Source organism: Streptomyces sp. L500 (assembly GCF_054551825.1).
Map to the genome: position 1 here is coordinate 1 of NZ_JBTOLC010000070.1, position 22,158 is coordinate 22,158.

The 22,158-nt window shown below is 72.2% G+C and carries 20 protein-coding genes; 5 read left to right on the forward strand and 15 right to left on the reverse strand.

From position 1 onward, the window contains the following. Positions 1-116 precede the first annotated feature (116 nt). From ACX9I7_RS31115 to ACX9I7_RS31150, 8 genes are all read right to left on the reverse strand, one after another. Positions 117-974 (reverse strand): SAM-dependent methyltransferase, encoded by an 858-nt coding sequence (locus ACX9I7_RS31115; protein ID WP_387569923.1) that lies wholly within the window; start codon positions 972-974, stop codon positions 117-119. A gap of 51 nt (positions 975-1,025) precedes the next feature. Beyond that, positions 1,026-1,286 (reverse strand): hypothetical protein, encoded by a 261-nt coding sequence (locus ACX9I7_RS31120; protein ID WP_358632162.1) that lies wholly within the window; start codon positions 1,284-1,286, stop codon positions 1,026-1,028. Further along, positions 1,283-2,014: a TNT domain-containing protein gene (locus ACX9I7_RS31125; RefSeq protein WP_459389212.1), complete on the reverse strand. Its 732-nt coding sequence runs from the start codon at positions 2,012-2,014 to the stop codon at positions 1,283-1,285. The genes ACX9I7_RS31120 and ACX9I7_RS31125 overlap by 4 nt, the downstream gene beginning before the upstream one ends. A gap of 157 nt (positions 2,015-2,171) precedes the next feature. Beyond that, positions 2,172-3,185, reverse strand: coding sequence for an ETX/MTX2 family pore-forming toxin (locus ACX9I7_RS31130; protein WP_459389213.1), 1,014 nt, complete (start codon positions 3,183-3,185; stop codon positions 2,172-2,174). A gap of 200 nt (positions 3,186-3,385) precedes the next feature. Beyond that, a complete protein-coding gene (locus tag ACX9I7_RS31135; RefSeq protein WP_459389214.1) occupies positions 3,386-4,504 on the reverse strand; it encodes an FAD-dependent oxidoreductase in 1,119 nt (372 codons plus the stop codon). Further along, complete coding sequence (locus ACX9I7_RS31140; RefSeq protein WP_459389215.1) at positions 4,501-6,156, reverse strand: methionine--tRNA ligase; 1,656 nt, start codon at positions 6,154-6,156, stop codon at positions 4,501-4,503. The genes ACX9I7_RS31135 and ACX9I7_RS31140 overlap by 4 nt, the downstream gene beginning before the upstream one ends. A gap of 73 nt (positions 6,157-6,229) precedes the next feature. Further along, positions 6,230-6,580 carry a cupin domain-containing protein gene (locus ACX9I7_RS31145; RefSeq protein ID WP_189449882.1) on the reverse strand — a complete coding sequence of 117 codons (351 nt, stop codon included), beginning with the start codon at positions 6,578-6,580 and terminating at the stop codon, positions 6,230-6,232. Between the two features lie 42 nt (positions 6,581-6,622). Further along, the gene (locus ACX9I7_RS31150; RefSeq protein WP_459389216.1) at positions 6,623-8,014 is read right to left on the reverse strand and encodes a lysine N(6)-hydroxylase/L-ornithine N(5)-oxygenase family protein; all 1,392 of its coding nucleotides are present in this window, start codon (positions 8,012-8,014) and stop codon (positions 6,623-6,625) included. A 257-nt stretch (positions 8,015-8,271) separates the two neighbouring features. On the opposite strand from ACX9I7_RS31150, the gene ACX9I7_RS31155 reads away from it, so the two are divergent. The 3 genes from ACX9I7_RS31155 to ACX9I7_RS31165 all read left to right on the forward strand — a co-directional run bounded on the left by ACX9I7_RS31155 (position 8,272) and on the right by ACX9I7_RS31165 (position 12,232). After that, positions 8,272-8,919 (forward strand): pyridoxamine 5'-phosphate oxidase family protein, encoded by a 648-nt coding sequence (locus ACX9I7_RS31155; RefSeq protein ID WP_459389217.1) that lies wholly within the window; start codon positions 8,272-8,274, stop codon positions 8,917-8,919. Positions 8,920-9,002: 83 nt separating this feature from the next. Beyond that, positions 9,003-10,382: a diaminobutyrate--2-oxoglutarate transaminase gene (locus ACX9I7_RS31160; protein ID WP_387569944.1), complete on the forward strand. Its 1,380-nt coding sequence runs from the start codon at positions 9,003-9,005 to the stop codon at positions 10,380-10,382. 287 nt (positions 10,383-10,669) lie between these two features. After that, positions 10,670-12,232 (forward strand): pyridoxal phosphate-dependent decarboxylase family protein, encoded by a 1,563-nt coding sequence (locus ACX9I7_RS31165; RefSeq protein ID WP_459389222.1) that lies wholly within the window; start codon positions 10,670-10,672, stop codon positions 12,230-12,232. Between the two features lie 50 nt (positions 12,233-12,282). Here the strand turns inward: ACX9I7_RS31165 and ACX9I7_RS31170 are convergent, their stop codons facing one another. The 5 genes from ACX9I7_RS31170 to ACX9I7_RS31190 form a co-directional block, all read right to left on the reverse strand. Continuing rightward, complete coding sequence (locus tag ACX9I7_RS31170) at positions 12,283-12,879, reverse strand: HD domain-containing protein (RefSeq protein WP_387569947.1); 597 nt, start codon at positions 12,877-12,879, stop codon at positions 12,283-12,285. 17 nt (positions 12,880-12,896) lie between these two features. Beyond that, complete coding sequence (locus ACX9I7_RS31175) at positions 12,897-13,781, reverse strand: NAD(P)-dependent oxidoreductase (protein WP_387569950.1); 885 nt, start codon at positions 13,779-13,781, stop codon at positions 12,897-12,899. A gap of 179 nt (positions 13,782-13,960) precedes the next feature. Continuing rightward, entirely contained in the window at positions 13,961-15,832 is a 1,872-nt protein-coding gene (locus ACX9I7_RS31180) for a transglycosylase domain-containing protein (RefSeq protein WP_459389218.1), read from the reverse strand. A gap of 287 nt (positions 15,833-16,119) precedes the next feature. Then, positions 16,120-16,779 (reverse strand): zinc ribbon domain-containing protein, encoded by a 660-nt coding sequence (locus ACX9I7_RS31185; RefSeq protein WP_459389219.1) that lies wholly within the window; start codon positions 16,777-16,779, stop codon positions 16,120-16,122. Between the two features lie 152 nt (positions 16,780-16,931). Then, positions 16,932-17,591: an NADPH-dependent F420 reductase gene (locus ACX9I7_RS31190; protein ID WP_387569957.1), complete on the reverse strand. Its 660-nt coding sequence runs from the start codon at positions 17,589-17,591 to the stop codon at positions 16,932-16,934. Between the two features lie 297 nt (positions 17,592-17,888). Here ACX9I7_RS31190 and ACX9I7_RS31195 point away from each other — a divergent pair, with 297 nt between their 5' ends. After that, a complete protein-coding gene (locus ACX9I7_RS31195; protein ID WP_358632202.1) occupies positions 17,889-18,560 on the forward strand; it encodes a hypothetical protein in 672 nt (223 codons plus the stop codon). 107 nt (positions 18,561-18,667) lie between these two features. Here ACX9I7_RS31195 and ACX9I7_RS31200 read toward each other — a convergent pair whose 3' ends face one another. Beyond that, the gene (locus tag ACX9I7_RS31200) at positions 18,668-19,879 is read right to left on the reverse strand and encodes a cytochrome P450 (protein WP_459389220.1); all 1,212 of its coding nucleotides are present in this window, start codon (positions 19,877-19,879) and stop codon (positions 18,668-18,670) included. 202 nt (positions 19,880-20,081) lie between these two features. On the opposite strand from ACX9I7_RS31200, the gene ACX9I7_RS31205 reads away from it, so the two are divergent. Further along, positions 20,082-21,404: an aldehyde dehydrogenase family protein gene (locus ACX9I7_RS31205; protein ID WP_459389221.1), complete on the forward strand. Its 1,323-nt coding sequence runs from the start codon at positions 20,082-20,084 to the stop codon at positions 21,402-21,404. Positions 21,405-21,470: 66 nt separating this feature from the next. Here the strand turns inward: ACX9I7_RS31205 and ACX9I7_RS31210 are convergent, their stop codons facing one another. Continuing rightward, complete coding sequence (locus tag ACX9I7_RS31210) at positions 21,471-21,890, reverse strand: DUF7144 family membrane protein (RefSeq protein ID WP_387569967.1); 420 nt, start codon at positions 21,888-21,890, stop codon at positions 21,471-21,473. Positions 21,891-22,158 lie beyond the last annotated feature (268 nt).

Sequence of the window (22,158 nt, forward strand, 5' to 3'; positions counted from 1 at the left end):
GCCATAAATGTCCAATTTGCCCCACTGTGGCGCAACGTCCGCCACTATCCCACTTCGTAGGTGAGCCAGGTCTCATGGCCGGGCTCACATCGCGGCCCCCTCGCCGTCACCGCACGTCATGCGGCATGCGCGTGGCGTGCGTGGAAGATGCCCCAGCGGAGCAGGCCGTCACGGCAGGCGTCCACCCACAGGGGCAGGTTCTCCAGGAGACCCGCCAGATAGCCGCCGCTGATGACGTCGCCGAGCTCCGTCGCCCGGTGCCGGGTCTCCTCGGTGAGCCGTGTGTAGTGGGTGAGCAGCTGCTCGCTCCGGTCGTCGAAGTCGACGCGCGCCAGCCCGAGCGACGTGAGCCCGCCGCGGTAGAACGAAGGGGTGGCCAGGGCGTCCACCTCCAGCCGCGCGATCGTCCGGCTCAGGGCCTCCGGAGGGGTGTCCTCGGCCGCCATCAGGTCGGTGAAGACCAGGTCGCCCTGGGGCGTCAGCACGCGGACCGCCTCGCGCAGCAGCCCCCGGCGATCGCCGCTGTGGCAGAACGCCTCCTGGGACCACACCACGTCGAAGTGCCCGTCCGGGAAGGGGATGTCCTGGAACGAACCCGTGACGACCTCGATGAGGCCGTCCAGCCCGCGCTCGGCGTTGACCCTGCGGTGGTGCTCGTTCTGGTTCTCGCTGATGTTGAGGGCGACGACGCGGCAGCCGAAGCGTTCGGCAAGGTAGCGGGTGGGCCCGCCGTAGCCGGAGCCCAGGTCGAGGATCCGGCACTCCGGGCCGAGCCGGGCGAGGCGTGCCGCGATCTTGTCGGCCGCCCGCTCGATCGTCCGGCGGGAGGCGGCCGCGACGGGCTCCCGCTCATGGGCGTAGATCCCGGTGTGGATGTCCTCGCCGCCCCAGATCCGGGCGTAGAAGGCGTCGACGTCACCGGTGTCGTAGTAGCGTCGCGCCGCGGCGACGGGGTCCGTGCTGTCGTGAGTCATGGTCGTGTCCTTGCGCGGTCGGTTCGTTTCGCGGGGTCGTGGATGCCCGGCTCATTCGCCGCCGGGGAGCAGCAGCCGCAGCAGTTCGCGGCAGGCGGCCGGCTCGTCCGACGCGGGGAAGCGCGCCGTCACGGCGTACTCCCCGCGTTCGAAGAGACCGGTCTCCCACATCCCGGCGCGCAGCCGCAGGAAGTGGAAGTCGGGGAGCGGCGCCGTGGGCTCGTGAACGCCCTCGACGGAGTAGAGGCGGTCGTTCACCCCCGCCGCGCGCAGCGCCGCGCACGCCCGCCGCCGGTCCAGCGGTTCGGTCATCCGGTCGTGGCGCTCGTGCCGGCGTGTGCGTCGGCGTTCGTGTCGGCGCGCTTGAGGTAGCCGTTGTCCACCAGCCACTTCACGCTGAGCTTCGGGGTGGGGGCGCCGGGTACCAGGGCCGGGTCGAGCTGGATCTGCCGTCCGCCGCCGGGCTGCTCGAACCACGCGGCGATGCCGCCCTGCCAGACCGTGAAGGACTTGGCGACGGTGTAGACGTGGTAGTTGCAGGGGTACTTGTCGTCGATGGTCTGGAGGCTGTCCGGCGGCAGGGCGCGCTGGGAGTACGGGGCGCCGGCGGGGGCGAGGAAGGAGCCGCCCTCGTGGCCGAAGCGGTCGAGCTTCTGGCCGGCCTTGAGCCGGGTCTTGTTCTTGTCGAGCTTGCCGCCGTGCTTGGCGAAGCCGTCGTCCGGCGGGTACTTCCAGGTGGGCTTGCCCGTCCAGTAGGCGCTCAGGAACGCGTCGGGCTTGAGGCCGCCGGTTCGGTCGTAGCCCTTGAGCAGTGGTCCGACGGGCTTGGTCGAGGGGCCGGGCAGGGTGTCGGCGGCGGGGCCGAGCTGGGGGTTCTTCGCGTCGAACGCGCCCGTGCACAGTTTGGCACGGAGATCGGCGGCCTTCGTACCGCCGCCCGCTCCCGTCTCCGCCGGAGCCGCGGTTGCCGGCCCGGCGAGCAGCGAGCCGGTCAGGGTCGCTCCGCAGACCGCCGCGAGTAAGCGTATTCGGGTGTTCATTCCTGCTTCTCCCCTTCACCTGGGCTGTCGTCCGCATACGAAGAGCACGGGAACCCCATGGGTCTCCGTGCTCCCGCATGTTCTCCCGGACCCCGGCCGCACAGGCAGACCAAGATCAGCCAGATGAAGAGGAGGGAAGAATTCCGGCCTTACCGGCTCAGCGTCCCGGGACGCTCGCCTTCTTGCCGGACCGGTCGAGGGCGACCGGGATCGTCTGCGTCTCGACACTGCGCTTCTGCCGGCCGTCGAGCGGCTTCTGGACGGCGTTGATGTTGAGGGACACGCCCTGGCCGCCGCTGAACTTGCCGCTCGCGAAGGCGCTCACGCCGTCCGCCGTGATCTCGTAGCCGGTCACGTCGACGATGCCGTGGTCCCGGCAGTCACGGAGGACCTGCTCGACGGGGACGAACCACAGCCAGTGGTTGTCGCCGTCGTGGTTGAGGTCGACCTTCTCGTTGAACCAGATGGCCACGCTTCCGCTGAGGTCGACGGTGGCGGTCCAGTCGATGTCGTACTTCTGGGTGCCGACCACGAGCGACGCCTCGACGACCGACTTCGCGGGGATCTTCAGCGGGAGGTCGACGCTCCAGTTCTGCGTCTCCTTGTGGGTGTACTCCTGCGTGGAGGAGAGGCTGGCCTCGATCGACGTGGTCTCGCTGACCTTGGCGACGGCGGGGATCTCCGCGGAGACCTCCATGGTCACGCCGATCTTCAGCGACTCGGTGACCGAGATCCGCAGGTCCTGCTCGGTGGTCTTGCTCTGCTTGTAGGTGACCTGCTGCTCGACGTCCGTGCCGTTGCGGTAGTTGGTGGCGACGGAGCTGACCTGACCCGGCACGGGGGAGGGGGCGTTGGGGTCGTAGACGATGCCGCTGTACTTCGCGGAGACCTGGTACTTGTGGTAGTCGCCGAGGGCGCTCTGCTTGCCGTACTCGGTGGACGCGGTGAAGCGGCAGCCGTTCGACTTGGGGAATCTCTCCCGGGCCAGCCACTTCCCCCACTCGTCCGTTATCTCCTGGAGCGAGCGGACGGCGCCCTTGCCCTTGGTGCTCGCCTGCGCGCGGGGAGCGGCGCCGGCCGCGCTCGCGGTCGCTACGGACAGGGGGACGGCGGCGGCGACTCCGACAGCGGGGGCGAGGGCGAGAACGCGTCGCCTGGAGACATAACTCATTGAATTCCGAACCTTCTTGGGGTTGGTGGCGGAGGAGCGAGTTGCTTGTCGATCATTGGATTCCGCTTACGCCGGTGCCGCCTAGGGACTTTGGTCCCGAAAACCCCGAGGGCGTCATTAAGTAACTTAAGAATCTCCCGACTTGGTCACGCCGTGCCGTCGCGTGGACGCGGACGGCCACGGACCGGTGAATTCACGGCTCAGCGGAGGGCGAAGCGCGCCGGGGGCGCACACCGGTCCTCGACGACGTCGGCCACGTACTCGCCCCACGCCGGCCCGTGTTTGAAACCGTGACCGGAGTCGCCGCCCACCAGCCACACGTCCCGGCGGCCCGGATGCCGGGCGAGCAGGAAGTGCTCGTCCGGTGTCAGCGCGTACGAGCAGACCTCGCGGCGCAGGACGGGGGAGTCGGCGAGGTGGGGGAGCCGGGCGCGGAGGTAGTCCCGCAGGGCACGGGGGATCTCCCCGGGGGACGGGTCCGTGGCGGCGCGCGGGTCGGTCTCCACGTCCGGTACGACCTTGACGCCGAGCTCCCCGACCGCGGGGATCCCGTAGCAGCCGTGCTCCCGGTCCAGCCAGGCCGGCCGGCCCCCGGCCGCAGCCTCGGGCCCGGCCCCAGCCCCGGACCCGGTCCCCGCCTCACCCCTCGCCCAGGGGCCCCGAGGCCGCACGTACCAGCAGTCCTGGCGGTACGGGCGGACGGAGGTCAGCCCGGGGAACAGCGCGGGCAGCACCGGTCCGACCGCCCAGACCGTCAGGTCGGCGCGCAGCGGCTCGCCGTCCACGACGGCCGTGCCGCCGTCGGGCACGGCGGCCCCGCGCAGCAGCTCCGCCCCCCGCTCCCGGGCGGAACCGGCGAGCGCGCGCGTCGCCGCCCGCGCCAGGAGCACGCCGGCCTCCGGCTCGAACAGGGCCGTGCCGGTCCCGCCGCCGGCGAAACCCGGGAAGCGGCGGGTCACGGCAGCGCCGGTCAGCGTCTCGACCGGCACGCCGAGGCGGCGCAGCGCTGCCGCGCTCGCCCGCTCCCAGTCGTCGCCGTCGCGGGGGCCCAGGGTGAGGACGCCGGTGGGCAGCAGGAGCCGACGGCGGGTCTCCCGTTCCAGCTCCCGCCACCCCGCGGCCGCCCGGTGGGCGAGGCCCGTGTACCAGTCGTCCGTGCCGTGGGAGAGCCGCAGGATGCGGGTCTCCGCGCTCGAAGCGCCCTCCGTGCCGGGTTCGTTGGGGTCGAGGACGCGTACCGACCAGCCGCGGAGGGCGAGCGCGCGGGCGGTGGCCAGGCCGAAGACCCCCGCCCCGACCACCAGGGCCGTACGGGTCACGACGCCATGACCCGCGCTTCGAGGTCGGCGGGCAGCGGCGTGAAGAAGCGGGTCGCGGTGTCGACGCGCACGCCGGCGGCGGGCGTCCGGACGCCGTCCCAGCGCGGCTCGCCGGTCTCGCCGAGGGCGGTCCACAGCCGGCTCGCGAAGTCCGGCATGACCGGGTGGGCGAGCTGGGCGAGCGTCCGCGCGGCGGCGGCCTCGGCGGCGAGCGCGGCGCCGGCCCGGCCGGAGCCCGTGCCCGAGTCCCGGGTGCGGCTCTGGGAGGCGGCGAAGTCCTGGGCGAGGCTGACCAGTTCGCGCAGCAGCCGGGTGGCGCGGCGGGGGGAGAAGTCCGCGGCAGAGTAGGCGTTCAGGCAGTCCTCGGCGAGGCGCTCCAGCAGCCGCAGGAACCGCTCCTGGGAGGGCAGGGGGTCGCCCGCCGGTATCGCGCCCCCGGCCTGCGTCTCGATCCGGGTGAACAGGTCGGTCAGCCAGGACTGCCAGCGCCCGGCCAGCTCGCCGTCGGCCAGCTCGTGGAAGCGCTCCCAGCCGAAGGAGGTCCGCTCGCTCTCGGGGCGGTCGTGGGAGAGGACGAAGCGGGCGGTGTCGGCGGGCACGGCGGCCAGCAGGTCGTTCGCCCAGACCGCGTGGCGGCGGCTGGTGGAGAACTTGGACGAGCCCAGCTGGTAGAACTCGTTGGTCACCAGCGCCCGGGGCAGCTGGAAGTCGGGATCGTAGGCCATCAGCAGCGCCGGCTGGAGCAGGGCGTGGAAGTAGCCGTTGTCGAAGCCGAAGAACTGGACGATCTCGGTCCGCGGGTCGTTCCACACCGAGCGCCACTCGTCCGCGTCCCGGCCCGACGCACGCAGGCCCTCGGCCAGCTCGGCGAAGTAGCCGGGCATCATCTCGGCCCAGACGTAGATCCGGTGGTCCTCGAAGCCGGGGACGGGCATCGGCAGGCCCCAGTCGGTGGGGTGGCCGACGGGGATGTCGGGCAGGCCCCGCTCGATCATGTCCGCGCACAGGGCCTCCAGCTGGGGGCTCATGGCGGTGGCCGCGTGGAAGGCGCGCAGCCGGTCGGCGTACTCGCTCAAGGGGAAGACCAGCCGCTCGACGGGCCGCTCCTCGGGCGTGCCGCCGCAGGCGTTGCAGACGGGCGCGACGACATCGGTGACCCGGTTGGGCAGCGCGCAGTTCTCGCAGGAGTTGCCGTCGCTGGCGCTGCCGCAGTGCGGGCACTTGCCGGTGAGGTGGGCCTCGAAGAGGTAGCGCTCGCAGTCGCCGCAGAACAGGGCCTGCTCGGTGCGGACGCGCAGCGCCCCCCGGTCGTGCAGCCGGGCGAAGAACTCGCCGACGATGCTCCGGTGGAGCTCCGAGCGCCAGGGCCGGACGTAGGCGTCGGGCGTGAAGCGGGCGGAGTCGAAGATCCGGGCGATCTCGTCGGCGAAGCCTTCCGCCATCTCCAGGGGGTCGGTGCCGTCCCGGCGGGCCTTGGTGGGCACATAGCTCTGGTGGAGGTCGGAGCCGGTCACGAACAGGCCGTCGGCGCCGAGCAGGCGGTGGGCGCGGATCCGGATGTCGGCGCCCGAGTAGGGGCCCGACAGATGGCCGAGGTGGAGGTCGCCGTTGGGGGTGGGCGGTGCGGCGGTGACCAGGGTGAAGGAGGGCATGGCGGGGCTCCGGGTCGGAAGTCTCGGCGGAGAGGGTGTGCGGACGGCGGCGGGACTCAGAGGCCGATGGGACTCAGAGGTCGATGGGGCCGTGGTCCGTGGGCCAGTAGACGGAGAGGAAGACCAGCCGCTCGGTGTCGCTGGTGTTGCGCACGTGGTGGAGGCTGCCGGCCGGGAGCAGCGCGGTGACCTCGGGGCCGACCTCGCACTCCTCGCCGTCGACGGTCAGGACGCCGTGGCCGGAGAGGAACACGAACATCTCGTGGTCCTCGTGGTGGTGCGGATCGGTGGCTCCGCCCGGTTCGACCACGGCGCGGCCCACGCCCCAGGGAGCGAGCTCCTCACCGCCGTTGGGGTAGATCTGCTGGAAACGGATGCCGTAGGCGTCGACCAGCTGGTCTTCGCCCGTCTTCCTGATCAGCATGGCTGCTCCGGAGGGTTGGGAAGCGGGAAGCGGAACGGGGGATCAGCGGTGGGCGGCCGAGCCGGCCGGGTCGCCCGCGCCGTCGGCGGACCGTCCGGCGCGCGGGATCCCGAAGGTGGTGAACGCGGTGCGCGAGGGCAGCGGGTGGACCTCACGGCCCGTCAGCGTGTTGAGGATGACGGCCGAGCGCCAGGCGGCGAGCCCCAGGTCGGGTGCGCCGACGCCGTGGGTGTGCCGTTCCGCGTTCTGGACGAAGACGGAGCCGGTGACCGGCCCGTCGAGGGCCAGCCGGTAGTCGGCGCCGACCACCGGGCGTCCGGACGCGTCGCGGACGAGGTAGGGGGCGAGACCGCTCAGCAGGCCGTCGCTGGGGCGCTCGGCGTAGCCGGTGGCGAGGACGACCGCGTCGGTCGTCACCGTCTCGCGGCCGCCCTCCTGGACGTGCTCCAGCTCCAGCTCGATCCGCCCCTCACGGGTCCGTCCGCCGCGGACGGCGGTGGCGGGGCGCAGGACGGCGTCGGGCCAGCCGCCGGTCAGGGTGCGCCGGTAGAGCTCGTCGTGGATGTCGCCGATGGTCTCGCCGCTGATGCCCTTGTACAGCTGCCACTGCTGCGGCAGCAGCCGGTCGCGGGTCTCCTGGGGGAGTCGGCGGAAGAAGCGGGTGTAGTCCGGGGTGAACTGCTCCAGGCCCAGCTTCGAGTACTCCATGGGGGCGAAGGAGGGGGATCGGCTGATCCACTGGAGGCCCTCGGCGCCGTCGGGCCGGGCGCGCAGCAGGTCCAGGAAGACCTCGGCGCCGGACTGGCCGGATCCGATCACGGTGACATGGCGCTTGGTGAGCAGCTCCGCGCGGCGGGAGAGGTAGTCGGCGGAGTGGAAGGCCGGGACGGCCGGGTCGTCCGTCAACGGCCGCAGCACCGACGGAACAGCGGGTTCCGTGCCGATGCCGAGCACCAGGTTGCGGGTGTGGCCCCGGCCGGCCAGGACCCCGTCGCCGTTCTCGTAGGTGTAGTCGACGGTGAACACCTGATGCCGCTCGTCCCATGTGACGGCGTCGACCTGGTGGCCGAAACGGCACTGGGTCAGCTCCTCGCTCACCCAGCGGCAGTACGCGTCGTACTCGGCGCGGTGGATGTGCAATTGCTCGGAGAAGTAGAACGGGAAGAGCCGCCCGATCGCCTTGAGGTAGCCGAGGAAGGACCAGGGGCTCGTCGGGTCGACCAGGCTCACCAGGTCGGCCAGGAACGGGACTTGGAGCGTCGTGCCGTCGATCATCAGCCCCGGATGCCAGCGGAATTCCTGCGTCCGCTCCAGGAAGGCGGTCCGCAGACCGGGCACGCCGTCGGCCATCGCGGCGAGCGACAGGTTGAACGGGCCGATTCCCACGCCCAGAAGATCGAGCGGCTCCGCCGGGGAGTGCATGTCTGTCGTCATTCCCACTCTTTCGTGCCAGGGGTTCCAGGATCCGGAGGCGGAGGTTCGTCACAGGACGGACCGCTCGAACACCTTTGCCCACGTGGCAGCGAAAGGCAAGTAATCCTTTGGTATTTGCGTTGCTCACGATGGATTCGGCGCGACCGTGGCCTCCGGGGCAAGAGATCTCTTGCCAAAAGCCCGCAGGACGGGCAGGCTGACGCATCGTGTTCGAACATGATCCAGATCAGGCCACCGAACCGTCCGACACCCTCGCCGTGACCGAACGCACCCGCCACCGCCGCCTGCGCGAGCAGGGCGGCACGAGCCGGGCCGAACTCGACGCCATCCTCCGGGCCGGATTCCTGTGCCACCTGGGGGTGATGGTGGACGGCGCACCCATGGTCGTCCCCACCGTCTACGGCGCGGACGGCACCACGGTCTACTTCCACGGCTCCGTCGCCAGCCGCAGCCTCGTCGCCTCGCCCGAGGCCACCGTCTGTCTGACGGTCACTCACGTCGACGGGCTGGTCCTGGCCCGTTCCGTCTTCGAGCACGGCGTCAACTACCGCAGCGCCATGATCTACGGCGTGCCGAGGGCCGTGACCGACCCGGAGGAGAAGCTCGCCGGGCTGCGCTGCCTCACCGAGCACGTCACCCCCGGCCAGTGGGACTACGCCCGCCGGCCCAGCCGCAAGGAACTCGCCGCGACCGCCCTGCTCGCGCTGTCGCTGGACGAGGCCTCGGTGAAGGTCCGCACCGGCCCGCCCGACGACGGCGACGGCCCCGACGCCGAACTGGGCGTCTGGGCGGGCGTCCTGCCGCTGCGGCAGACCTGGGGAGCCCTCGAGGCCGACCCCGCGCTGGCCGAGGGTATAGCCGCCCCCGCCCACCTCGCCGACCGCGTCGACCGCCCGCTCGGCTGACCCCTCCCCGCTCCCGCCCGGCTCCCACGACCGCTCCGCGAGCGTCGGGCCCCACGTCTGCCCGGATCCACAGGAGTTACCCGATGACCCTCGCCACCGGCAACGCCCTCGACGCCAAGGACGCCGTCCTGCGGCGGCAGCACAGCCGCGAGTCCTCCGCCCGCACCTACGCCCGTACCTTCCCGATCGTGCCGGTGCGCGCCGAGGGCATGACGGTGGAGGGCGCGGACGGACGGCGCTACCTGGACTGCCTCTCCGGCGCGGGCACCCTCGCGCTGGGCCACAACCACCCGGTCGTCCTGGAGGCGATCCGGCGGACCCTCGACAGCGGCGCCCCGCTGCACATGCTCGACCTCGCCACCGCGGACAAGGACGAGTTCACCAGCGCCCTCTTCGAGAGCCTGCCCAAGGGCTTCGCCGACCGCGCCCGCGTCCACTTCTGCGGCCCCGCCGGCACCGACGCCGTCGAGGCGGCCCTGAAGCTGATGCAGACCGCGACCGGACGGCGGGGCCTGCTCGCCTTCACCGGCGCCTACCACGGGATGACCGCCGGCGCGCTGGCCGTGACCGGCAACGTCGGCGTGAAGGAGCCGCTGCCCAGTGGCGGCGAGGTGACCCGCCTGCCCTACCCGTACGGCTACCGCTGCCCCTTCGGCGTGGGCGGCGAGCGCGGCGCGGAACTCTCCGCCGCCTACGTCGAGCGCCTCCTCGACGACCCGGCGGGCGGGGTGCTCCCGCCCGCCGCGATGATCCTGGAGGCCGTCCAGGGCGAGGGCGGCGTCGTCCCGGCCCCCGACGCCTGGATGCGCGAGATGCGGCGGATCACCGCCGAGCGCGGCATCCCGCTCGTCGTCGACGAGGTGCAGACCGGCGCCGGGCGCACGGGCGCGATGTGGGCCGTCGAGCACAGCGGGATCCTGCCCGACGCGATGGTCCTCTCCAAGGCCATCGGCGGCAGCCTGCCGCTGGCCGTGGTCGTCTACCGCGAGGACTACGACGGCTGGCGGCCCGGCGCCCACACCGGCACGTTCCGCGGCAACACCCTCGCCATGGCCGCCGGCGCGGCCACCCTGCGCCACATAGCCGCCGAGGGCCTCGCCGAGCGCGCCGCGCTCGTCGGCGCGAGGATGACGGCCCGCCTGGAGAGCCTGCGCGCCGCGCTGCCGGTCATCGGCGACGTCCGGGGACGCGGCCTGATGCTCGGCGTCGAACTCGTCGACCCCGCCGCCGAGCCCGACACCTGCGGCGCCCGCCCGGCCGACCCCCACCTCGCCGCACGCGTCCGCGCCGCCTGCCTCAGCCGCGGCCTGATCGTCGAACTCGGCGGCCGGCACGACGCCGTGCTGCGCCTGCTGCCGCCGCTGACCATCACGGACGAGCAGGCCGAAGCGGTGCTCGACCGGCTGGCCGACGCCATCGAGGAAGCGGCGACGGGCACGGACATCGCGGGGGGCCGGGCGTGACACGCGAAATCCCCACGCCCGGGGACACCCCTCTCGGGGACAGCGCCGACGCGGAACGCGTCACGAACCTGCCGACCACGCGCGCGGCAGCGGACGACACGGCAGCGCCCGGCACGACGGGGGCGCCCGGCGTCCCGGGGGACGTCGCGTCGTCCGCCCTGCCCGGCGGGGCGGCCGTGTCCGGTACGTCCGGGACGGCTGGCGCGTCCGAGGCGGCGCCCGGCGTCCCGGAGGGCGTCGCGTCGTTTGCCCCGCCCGGCGGCACGGCCGCGCTCGGCGTGCCCGGAGTGCCGGCAGGCGCCGCCCTGTCCGGTGGTGTCGCCGGGCCCGACGCCCTGCGGCCGCTCCTCGACGCCGTGCTGGCCGGCCTCGCCGACGGCGCGGCGCTTCGCGGCGGGCCGCTGCCCGCCGGTGGCCCCGCCGGGGTCGCCGCCTTCGTCACGGCGGCCCTCACCGACGGGGGCCACACGGCCCGAGGCCGCGCCGGCGAACCCGCCGCGTCCGGCGAGGACGTCCTCCGCCGGCTCACCGCCCTGCTCACCCGGGGCAGCGCCGACCCCGCCGACCCCGCCTGCGCGGCCCATCTCCACTGCCCGCCGCTCGCCCTCGCGGTCGCCGCCGACCTCGCCGTCAGCGCCCTCAACCCCTCCCAGGACTCCTGGGACCAGGCACCCGCCTCGACCGAGCTCGAGACCGCCCTGGTGCGCGACCTCGCCGCCCTCGTCGGCTACGACCCGGCGACGGCCGCCGGCGTGATCACCTCCGGTGGCACCGAGTCCAACCTCATGGGCCTGATGCTCTCCCGCGACCACGCCCTCGGCCGGGCCGGCGGACACGCCACCGAACTCGGCGGACTGCCCAGGGACCTGAGCCCCCGGATCTTCGCCTCGGAGGCCGCCCACTTCTCCGTCCAGCGCGCCGCCGCCGTCCTCGGCCTGGGGGAACGGGCCGTGACCGCCGTGCCCGTCGACCGCGACCTGCGCATGGACCCCGCCGTCCTGGACGTGCTCCTCAAGGAGGCCGTCGGCCGGGGCGAGACGCCGGTGGCGGTCGTGGCCACCGCCGGCACCACCGACACCGGCGGCATCGACCCCCTGCCGCAGATCGCCGACATCGCCGAACGGTACGGCGTCTGGCTCCACGTGGACGCCGCCTACGGCGGCGGGGCGCTGCTCTCCGACCGGCTCGCCCCCCTCCTGGCGGGCGTCGAACGCGCCGACTCCCTCTCCCTCGACTGGCACAAGCTGGGCTGGCAGCCCGCCCCCGCCGGGGTCTTCCTGGTCCGGCGCGCCGAGACCTACGCCCCCCTGGCCCGCCGCGCCGTCTACCTCAACCCGGCCGACGACGAGGAAGCGGGCTACCCCAGCCTCCTGGGCCTCTCCCTGCGCACCACACGCCGCCCCGACGCCTTCAAGATCGCCGCGACCCTGGCGGCCCTGGGCCGCACCGGACTGGGCCGGCTCGTGGACACCTGCCACGACCTCGCCCACCACGCCGCGGCCACGGTCCGGGCCCACCCGCTGCTGGAGCTCCACACCACGCCGGTGCTCACCACCGCCGTCTTCCGCTACCGGCCCGCCTCCGGCCTCCCCGCCGACGCGGACCGCGTCAACGCGGCGCTGCGCCGCCGCCTGCTGACGGAGGGCCGGGCGGTCGTCGGCCGCACCGAACTCCCCGGCCGGGGCCCGGGCCGGGTACGGCTCAAGCTCACCTTGCTCAACCCGCACACCACGCCCGCCCAGGTGGACGCCCTGCTGTCCGCCGTCGTGGCCGCCGGGCAGGCGGAGGAGCGCGACGAGGCCGAACGCGCCGGGGAACCGGAGGAGGTCCTGGAGGGGGTACCGGCCTAGGACCCGAGAGATGTGACGCCTCCGCGTGCCGAACGGCGCGCGGAGCGCGTTCACGCCCGCGCGTGCCCGTAGCGCGCGCTGAGCGTCGCGAGATCCGGTTCGCCGAACCGGGCGCGGAGATCGTTGAAGACGCCGACCTTGTCCTCGCCGAACCGCCGTACGTGGACGGCGTAGGAATCGGCGGAGAGGAACTTCGGCGGCGTGCTCTTCGTATGGAATTTGTCCGCGTACATCACCAACTGCTCCTCGCCCGTCTCGGCCAGATAGTCGGCGACGGGCAGATCGAGTTTCTGGCGATGGACGTCCTCCCGGGAGATCCCCACCCCGGTATGGCACGAACAGAACCGGCACAGCCGCTCCGGGAACCCCTCACCCCGCAGGATCTCGTGACCGAGGACGCCGTGCCGGACGTAGTCGCGCGTATCGAGCCGCCCCGACGCGTCGAAGAGCCGGTAGACACCGATGTCGTGCAACAGCGCCCCGGCGCGCACGAGATCGGCGTCCAGCCGGGGACCGGTACGCGGGAGCAACTGTTCCGCGATATGGCCGACGATCTCGCAGTGGGTGTGGACGAGTTCCAGCGCGGCCGGCGTCGGCGCGTACTTCTCATGCAGCGCGCGTATCTCCCGCGCCGTGGGAACGATCATCCGGGCAGCCTAACAATTCAGTGGTTCGCGTTCTTGCGGAGGAACTCGACCAGCCGTGCGTAACTGTCGCCGCCGTGACCGGCCGCGATCGCGCGGCTCGTCAATCGCTGGAGGAATTCCGGCAGACCCGGCTCCACGCCGCGGAGCTCGCTCGCGTGGGCGAGGAGGTTCATCATCGAAAGGTGGAGGGTCAGGGGGAATTCACCCCCCGGATAGCGGCCCGCGTCGATCTGCGGGGCATAGCTGTTCATCAGGGCGCCGACGCTCTTCATCCAGTGGTTGACCACGTCCGTGAAGTCCGTCGCCGTCACCCCGCCACCGGGACCCTCGGCGCCGATGAGCGCCACGCCGTGCAGCCAGCCCGTCAGCGTGGACCACAGCAGGCCCAGCAGTGCGCTGTCGTAGACGGACGGCAGGGCGGGGTCGGTGCCCAGGTGCACCGGGTGGCCCAGCGCGGCGAGCGTCTCGCGGTGCTGGTCGAAGGCGGCGCGCGGACCGCTGTAGAGCTGGAGGAAGTCCGGATCGCCGATGCCCGACGGCGTCGACATGAGCGCGCCGTCGAGATAGGCGATGCCGTGCCGCTCCGCCCAGGCGGCCGTTTCCCGCGCCTGCGGCGGCGAGCCGGAGGTGAGGTTGACGAGCGTGGAGCCCGCGAGGCCGGCGGCCAGCGGGCCGAGGACGTCGTGGGCCGCGTCGTACGCCGTCACGCAGATCACGACCAGGGGACTCGCCGCCACGGCCCGGGCGGCCGACGGCGCCTCGACCGCGCCGCGCTCCATCAGGGCGCCGGCCCTGCCCGCGGTCCGGTTCCAGACGGTCGTCCGGTGGCCGGCCGCCGTGAAGGCCCCGGCCAGTGTCGCGCCCATCGCCCCCAGCCCGAGGACGGTCACTTTCGAACCCACGATTCCCCCCTATTTCGTGAAGTCAAATAAAAATGGATAAACCTTCCCTTGTGTAAGCATCTTCACCGATTCTCCCCGCGGCGCGATCCGTCTATCCATGCGGAATGACATGACGTGACGAAACCGGACGACGCCGGACGGCACACCAGCACCCTCCGGTTCGCCCGGCCCCGCCTGGCTCAGGATTTTCCGTGGGAATTCCTGGACGCCACGTACGCCCCCATGTAATCCGTCCAGATCCGGGCCGGGAAGACGCTTCCACGCCGTGAATCCGCACCGCCCACATCCGACATGGGCAGCAACTGGGGCTCGTCCGGCTTCGTACGGAACATGGTCACCGCCGTGGACAGCTCCTCCGTGGAGCCGACGAACCACGCCGATCTGAGCCGGTCCTGGTCCCCGGTCCGGCCCGCCGCGAACGGGCCGACGGCCCGGGCGGTGCGCTCGTCGACGCCCTGCGCGTCCCCGACGCTCCGCTCCCCGGCCTCGCGCAGGGAGGCCGCGACCTCGGTCGCCACGCCCTCGGGCAGCGCCCGGCTCGCCTTCGCCCTGCTCTCGAAGCCGCCGACGGACCGGCCGTCCTTCACCAGCTTGGTCACCGAGTACGGGTCGTTCTGCAGCCCGCGGTTGACGAAGGTGCCGTAGCCGGCCGCCACGCGGATCGCGCTGGGAGTGGAGGTGCCGATGGGGAAGGTGTCGTCCAGCGGGGCCAAGCTGCCCCTCAGTAGTCCGGCGGCGACGGCGGTGTCCCGCACCCGCTCCAGCCCCACGTCCCGGCCGAGCCGTGCGTAGGTGGCGTTGCCCCCGGTGGCCAGGGCCTGGCGGAGCGTGGGGTGGGCGTCGTCGGGCCCGAGGGCGTCACCGGACGGCTGGACGAGCTTGCCGTCGTCCCCGTAGCGGCTGGTGGACGTCACCTCCTGCCGCTCGCCGTCCCGCGAGGCACGCGCGCCGTGCCGCAGGGCGGCGGCGAGGACGAACGGCTTGAAGGCGGAGCCGGTCGGAACGCCGGCGGTGTCGGCGTTGTTGACGAACCGCTTGGTGGCGTCCGGGCCCCCGTACAGCGCGAGCAGCGCACCGTCCGAGGGCCGTACCGAGGCGGCGCCGACCTGGACGTGCGCGTCGGTTTCGCGTTTCTTCGGGTCGATGTCCCGCTCCAGCACGTTCTCCACCGCCTTCGTCAGCTGACGCGTCCGGTCCTTGTCGAACGTGGTGTGGATCCGGTAGCCGCCGTGGGCGAGGTCCTGGTCGGTGAGGAGGGCGCGCTGTTTGATGTATTTGTTGACGATGTCCACGAGATAGCCGGTCTGCCCGCCCAGGCTGGTCGACGTGGACTTCTTGAGCGGCTCGGGGAACGTCCGGTACCGCTCCCGTTCCTCGCGCGACATCCGGCCGGTCGCGACCTGCCGGTCGAGGATCCACGCCCAGCGCTCCCGCGCCCGCTCGTGGTTCTTCGGCCCCGTGGAGGGGTCGTACAGCTCGGCGCCCTTCAGCAGCGCGGCCAGCAAGGCACTCTGACTGGGGTTCAGCTGTTTCGCGGGAATGCCGTAATAGGCCTGGGCGGCCGCGTCGATCCCATAGGCGCCGCGCCCGAACCAACTGGTGTTGAGATAGCCCTGAAGAATCTCCTGTTTGCTCTTCGACCGGTCCACCTTCAGCGCGATGACGAACTCCTTGGCCTTGCGGGAGACGGTCTGCTCCTGCGAGAGGTAGGTGTTCTTCACATACTGCTGGGTGATGGTCGAGCCGCCCTGGGTCTCCTGCCCCTGGACCGTACTGACCACGGCCCGCGCCAAGCCCTTGAAGGACACGCCGGAGTCACGGTAGAAGCTCTCGTTCTCGGCGGCGATCACCGCGTTCTGGGCGGAACCCGGCACGTCCGACAGCCGGATGATGGTCCGGTTCAGGGCACCGGTGCTCACCATCTGCGTACCGTCGGACCAATAGTAGATATTGGCCTCCTGACGGGCCGCCGCGTTCTCGTCGGGGATGTCGACGCTCGCGTACACAGAGGCGAACAGCCCGGCCGTCCCGCCCGCGCCGAGGACGAACACGGCCGAAGTCAGCCGCCACGACGGCAACCACCGCCGCACGCCGCGTCTGCCCCGGCGCGGATAGTCGACGAACCGCCGCCCGGCCGCCGCTCCTTCCTTCCCTCGGCTGCGGCTGCGACTGCGCGGACGTGACGTGTGCCGGTGTTTGCTCAAGGGCCGGTCACTCCTCGAAGAGATGGTTCGTGCTGACGTCGGTGCGATCGTTTGTGATCACTGAGATGACGTCGAGCGATACCGGGTTGACCAGCACTTCATGAGCATTGTGTGACAGGAGGGACGGGCGGTCCCTACTGGCGTTGGCCGCACGTGGGGCAGAACGTCACGCCGTCCGGCAGCGTGGCCCGGCAGGACGAGCACGACGCCTGCCGCGCGAGTTCGTAGCCGCAGCCGGGACAGAACCGGCCCCCGTGGCACTCGGCGCGGCACCGGGGGCAGACGAGCTGGCGCGCCGTCTGCCCGTCCTGCGCCTTGCCCTGCCGCTGCCCCTCGTCGTACGCCTGCTGCGTCACCATGTCGTTGACGCCCCGCTGCCGGGCCGCCATCATCTCGCCCGCGCTGTCCGGGGCGCAGGTGAAGCAGAGGCCCTGCTCCGGGTGCCAGCAGCGGCCGCACACATACGTGGCGCAGCGCGCGCAGCGGTTGAAGTGGCCCTGGGCCGCGCCGATCGCCCGCTGGAACGCCGCGTCGCGCGCGTTCCCCCAGCCCGAGCCGGCCAGCCCCTCGGCGGCGCTGGTGACGCCCCACCACGCTCTGCCGAGCAGCCCCGGCGCCGTCCCGATGCCCCGGTTGAGCCACCCGGCGAGCCGCCCGCCCCGGTAGGGCTCGAAGGGGGAGCGCCAGGTGTCGTGGCAGCGCCAGCAGTAGAACTCGAACTGGAAACCCGACGCCGTGCCGTGCTGCTCGCACAGATCCCGGTAGTTGTTCGCGAAGTAGATCTCCGTGCTCACCCCGTGCTCCCCCATGGACTGGACGGTGGCTCTTATAGCCCCACGACGCCGGTCATGGCGTCCCCGGTTCTACCGACCGGGGCCGCTTGACGGGGGAATTGCCGTTCGAGGTGGTCAACACGGCCGGGCGGCCCGAGGGGCCCGGCCCCGGGTTACGCCCGGAACGCCGCCGGCCGCTCCGGCGATGCCTCGGCGAGTGCCTTGGTGACGGCCTCGACGCCCGCGCGCAGCCCGTAGACGGGGGTGTCGGGCTGCTGGCGCCAGGAGTCGTCGATCCCGCCCGCGTCGACCGTGTCGAAGCCCAGCTCGCCGATGAGCGCGCGGACCGTGCGCTTGGCCGCCTCGTCGTCCCCGGCCACCGGGAGCGCGAGCCGCTCCGGGTCGCCCTCGGGGCGCGGCGCGTCGAGGATGTCCTGGGCGTACGTGCCGTTGAACGCTTTGATCACCGGGTGGCCCAGCTGCCGCTCGACCCAGCGGCTCTCGGTGAGGCCGTCCTCGACGGCGGCGATGAGGCCGTCGCGCTCCTTGGGGTAGTAGTTGTTGGTGTCGATGACCGCGAAGCCTTCCGCGGCCCCGTCGAAGAGGCCGGCCGGCAGGTCCGGGACGGCCTTCAGCGGGACGGTGACCACCACGACCTCCGCGCCGCGCGCGGCCTCGGTCACGGTGACGGGCGTGGCGCCCGTCTCCTCGGCGAGTTCCGTGAGGGTGTGCGGGCCGCGCGAGTTGGCCACGGAGACCTCGTGGCCGAGAGCGGTGAGACGCCGCGTCAGATTGCCGCCGATGTTGCCGGCGCCGATGATGCCGATCTTCATGGAGCGTCCTTCCGGAAGGGGCGACCGTGTGTCGCGTCAATGGACAACCTCCTGAGCAGGGGGTCCATTCCGTCCCGTGTGTCAGTGATGTTTCACCGGTGTGAAACCGGTGGCGACACCCGCGGCCGGGAGCGCGCGCCGTGCGCCCGCCGGGTGCTGGGGTGCGCCGTCCGCGCCTCCTGGCGACCCGGACGACCGCCGGGGTTGCCTGGGGGCGTCACGTGTCTTCGTGACGTCCCTTCGTGCGCGGTGAGATCCGGCGCAGAGAGCGAAGAGAAAGGAAGGGGAGACGCGCTCGTGATCCATGTCAGCGAAACACTGATCACCCACTCGGTGGAGGAGTTCCTGACCGCCGAGGAGATCGCCCGGCTCAACAAGCTCGTGGACGCCCACCTCGACGAGGTGCCGTGGACGGTCGCGCGGGCGGCGCGCTACGAGGAGCTGTTCCCGGTGCCCGAGGTCCAGGACGTCCTGGCCGAGGCGGCCCGGCGCGCGCTGCCGGCCGTCCGCCGGGTCGCGCCGTCCCTGGCGGGCTGCACCCCGTGGGGGATGTACCAGGGGGCCGTGGGCGACAGCGTCCCGCCCCATCTCCACGGCCTGGACCGGCACGCCTTCGACGGACCGCGCCGGGTCGCCCGGCTCGCCGTGGTCGTCCGCGCGGCGGAGCTGGGCGGTGACTTCTTCATCGACACCACCAGCTCCGGGAGCGTGTGGTGCGGCGGCGAGGCCGAGCCGCAGGAGACCGACTTCGCCATGGGGATGCACTTCACCCGCCGCCCGGGGCCGGGGCACGGCCTGCAGGAGGCCGACTGGCTCGCCGGCACGCCACGGGCCCGCTGGACGGTCGACGCGCCCGTCGGTACCGCCGTGGTCTACGGGGCGCAGCTCGTCCACGGCGTGACCCCGGTCGTCCGGGGCACCCTGCGCAAGTTCGTCACCAGCCTGACCGAGCCGGCCGGCCACGGTTGACCCGGCTCCCGCCGGCCGCCCGGCCCGCGAGGCCGGGCGCGCCGCCGGGGCGACGCCGTGGGCGGCGAAGGACCGTACGTCGCGCGCGGCCGAAGCGTTCCGCCCCGCTACCAGGTGACCGGGAGACCCACCGGCCCCCGGATGACGACGTCGGTCTGCCAGCGCACCTCCTCCGCCGGAACCGCCAGCCGCAGCCGGGGGAAGCGGGTGACCAGGTTCGACAGCAGGAGCTCCGCTTCCATCCGGGCCAGCAGCGGCGCCACGCAGTAGTGCGGGCCGTGCCCGAAGGCCACGTGCTGCGGTCCCCGGCGCTCGAAGTCGATCCGGTCCGGGTCGTCGTACACCCGCTCGTCGCGGTTGGCGGCGACGTAGGAGACGTAGACGAACTCGCCCGCCCGGATGAGGACTCCGCCGACCTCCACGTCCTCGGTGGCGACGCGTGGCTGCCCGATCGCGTGCTTGTGGGGCACCCATCGCAGGAGTTCCTCGACTGCCTGGGGGACGAGCGACGGCCGCTCGCGCAGCCGGTCGGCCAGCTCCTCGTGGGTGAGCAGGGCGTACACCATGTTGGCGGCGTTGTTGCGGACCGCGTGCCAGCCGTTGAGCTGGAGGAGGGTGGCGAGGGCGAGGAGTTCGTCCTCGTCGATGCGGCCGGCGGTGACGGCGGCCGCCATCGCGCTCATCAGGTCGTCGCGGGGCGCGACCCGGCGCAGGGCCGCGAGCGCGCGGAAGTAGTCGCGCGCGGACTCCTTGACCCGCTCGACCCGTGCCGCGGCGGCCTCGTCGTGGACCCGGGTGAAGATCACCTGCGTCCACTCGCGCCAGAGCGGCCGGTCCGCGGCGGGCACTCCGATCACCTCGCCGATGATCTCCAGCGGGAACGGCGAGACGACGTGGTGGACGAGGTCGGCGGGCGGGCCCGCGCCCTCCAGGTCGTGGATCAGCCGGTCGAGCAGCGTCCGCGCCGGGCCCCGCAGCCGGTCGACGGCGCGCTGGCTGAACGCCGGGGCGACGACGGCCCGTACGCGCGCGTGCTCCGGGGGGTCCGCGTAGCTGACGGCGCGGTCCAGGGGGATGGTGTGCCGGGTCATCTTTGGGGCGGAGCGGCCCAGGATGTCGCGGCTGAAGCGGGGGTCCGAGGTGACGAACCGGACGTCGTCGTACCGGGTCACCAGCCAGCAGTCGCCGTCCCCGTGCGGCACCCGGATGCGCGAGACCGGTGCCCGCGAGAGGGACTCGCGGAGGAAGGGATCGAAGTCGAGCGCCGGTACGTCGGCGCAGTCGTAGATCCGGGAGCGGGAGCTGTCGGGGTCGGCCACGACGGTCTCCTTGCGAGGAGCAGCTTGTGTCAAAGCTACGCACGTAGGGGTGAAGGGCAAGAGAGCCGACAAAAGGATGATTTTAGGAACGCAGCGACCCTGGTTTACTTGACAATTTTAAATGTTGGCTTTTACATCTAAGTGGTTGCTTGAGGACATCAAGCAACGGCCGGACCGCCCCCGCATCCGAGATCGAGGCACCATGCACCAGCCCGCCGCCCCCGAGCCGCCCGCCGACGCCGTCGCCCGGCTCCGCGCCACCTTCCGCACCGGCCGCACCAAGCCCATGAGCTGGCGCGTCGCCCAGCTCCGCGGCCTTCGAGCCATGCTCACCGACCACCCCGCGGACTTCGTCGAAGCGCTCCACGCGGACCTGGGCAAGAGCTCCTACGAGGCGTTCCGCACCGAGATCGACTTCACCATCCGCGAGATCGACCACACCCTCGACCACCTCGCCGCCTGGCTGCGCCCCGAGCCGGCGCCGGTCCCGCCGCACCTCGCGGGCGCGACGGCGTGGACGCAGTACGACCCGCTGGGCGTCGTCCTGGTCATCGCCCCCTGGAACTACCCGGCCCAGCTGCTGCTGACCCCGATGGTGGGCGCGCTGGCCGCGGGCAACGCCGTCGTCGCCAAGCCCAGCGAGCTGGCCCCGGCCACCTCCGCCGTCCTCGCCCGGCTGCTGCCGCGCCACGTCGACCCGGACGCGGTCGCCGTCGTCGAGGGCGGGATCCCCGAGACCACGGCGCTGCTGGCCGAACGCTTCGACCACATCTTCTACACCGGCAACGGCGCCGTCGGCCGCATCGTCATGACCGCCGCGGCCCGGCACCTCACCCCGGTCACCCTCGAGCTCGGCGGCAAGTCGCCCGTGTTCATCGACCGCGACACCGACCTGGAGGCGGTCGCGGCGCGCCTCGCGTCCGGCAAGTTCCTCAACGCGGGCCAGACCTGCGTCGCGCCCGACTACGTCCTCACCGACCCGGACACGGCTCGCGCGCTCGAACCCGCCCTCACCAGGGCCGTCGAGGCGCTGTACGGCACCGACCCGGCCACGTCCGAGCGGTACGGGCGCATAGTCAACGAGCGCCACTTCGACCGTCTGACCGCTCTGCTCGACTCGGGTCGCGTGGTGACCGGCGGCGACGCCGACCGCGCCACGAAGTACCTGGCGCCGACGGTCCTGGCCGACGTCGACCCCGGCTCCCCGGTCATGAGCGAGGAGATCTTCGGTCCTGTCCTCCCCGTCGTCACGGTCTCCGGCCTGGACGAGGCCATCGCCTTCATCAACGACCGCGACAAGCCGCTGGCGCTGTACGCCTTCACCGAGTCCGACGAGACCCGGCGCCGTCTGGCGTCCGAGACCTCCTCCGGCGGCCTCGGCTTCGGCCTGCCCGTCGCGCACCTCACGGTCTCGGACCTGCCGTTCGGCGGCGTGGGCGCGAGCGGTATGGGCAACTACCACGGCCGCTACTCGATCGAGACGTTCAGCCACCGGAAAGCGGTGCTGGAGAAGCCGCTCGGCTGAGGAAAACGCCGGCGGTACGCCCGCGCCCGCTGACCTCGGCGAGCGCGGGCGGAAGCGCCCGCGGCGTCAACCGGGCGGAGAGTTCTCGCGCCGGACGACGCACAGGCCCCAGATGACAAAGGCGCAAATGGCGATCACCACGATCGACCACAGCGGGTAGTAGGGGATGGACAGGAAATTGGCGATGATGAGCAGTGCCGCCACGGCGATGCCGAGGATCCTGGCCCAGAGCGAGACCTTGAACAGGCCGACGCCCACCATGATGGCGAGAAGTCCCAGGAGCAGATGAATCCAGCCCCAGCTCGTCGTATTGAATTTGAAGACGTAGTGGGGCGTGGAGACGAAGACGCTGTCATGGACGATGCCCATGAGGCCCCGGAAGAAGTCCAGGAATCCCACGATCAGCATCATCACGGCCGCGAAGAGAGTCAGCCCTTCGGCCGCTGCCTGGGAGCTGTCGGTACGGGGGTCGAGGGGGGATGACATGGGCCCACCTCCTTCTTCTCTCCATCCTGGGCCGGGTGCGGAGGGACCGCTACGCGGGGCGGGAAAGCCCGCTCACATACCGTGCGAAGACGATCGCGGTGGGTGGGGAAAAATGGGCGCGGCGTGTGAGCCCGGCCATGAGAGCCGGCTCACATACGAAGCGGGGTAGTGGCGGACGCTGCGCCACGGTGGGGCAAATTGGACATTTATGGCTGGTCTGAACCTGGTTTTCTTGGGTGTGGCGTAGTAGGTCACACCTTTGCCAGCA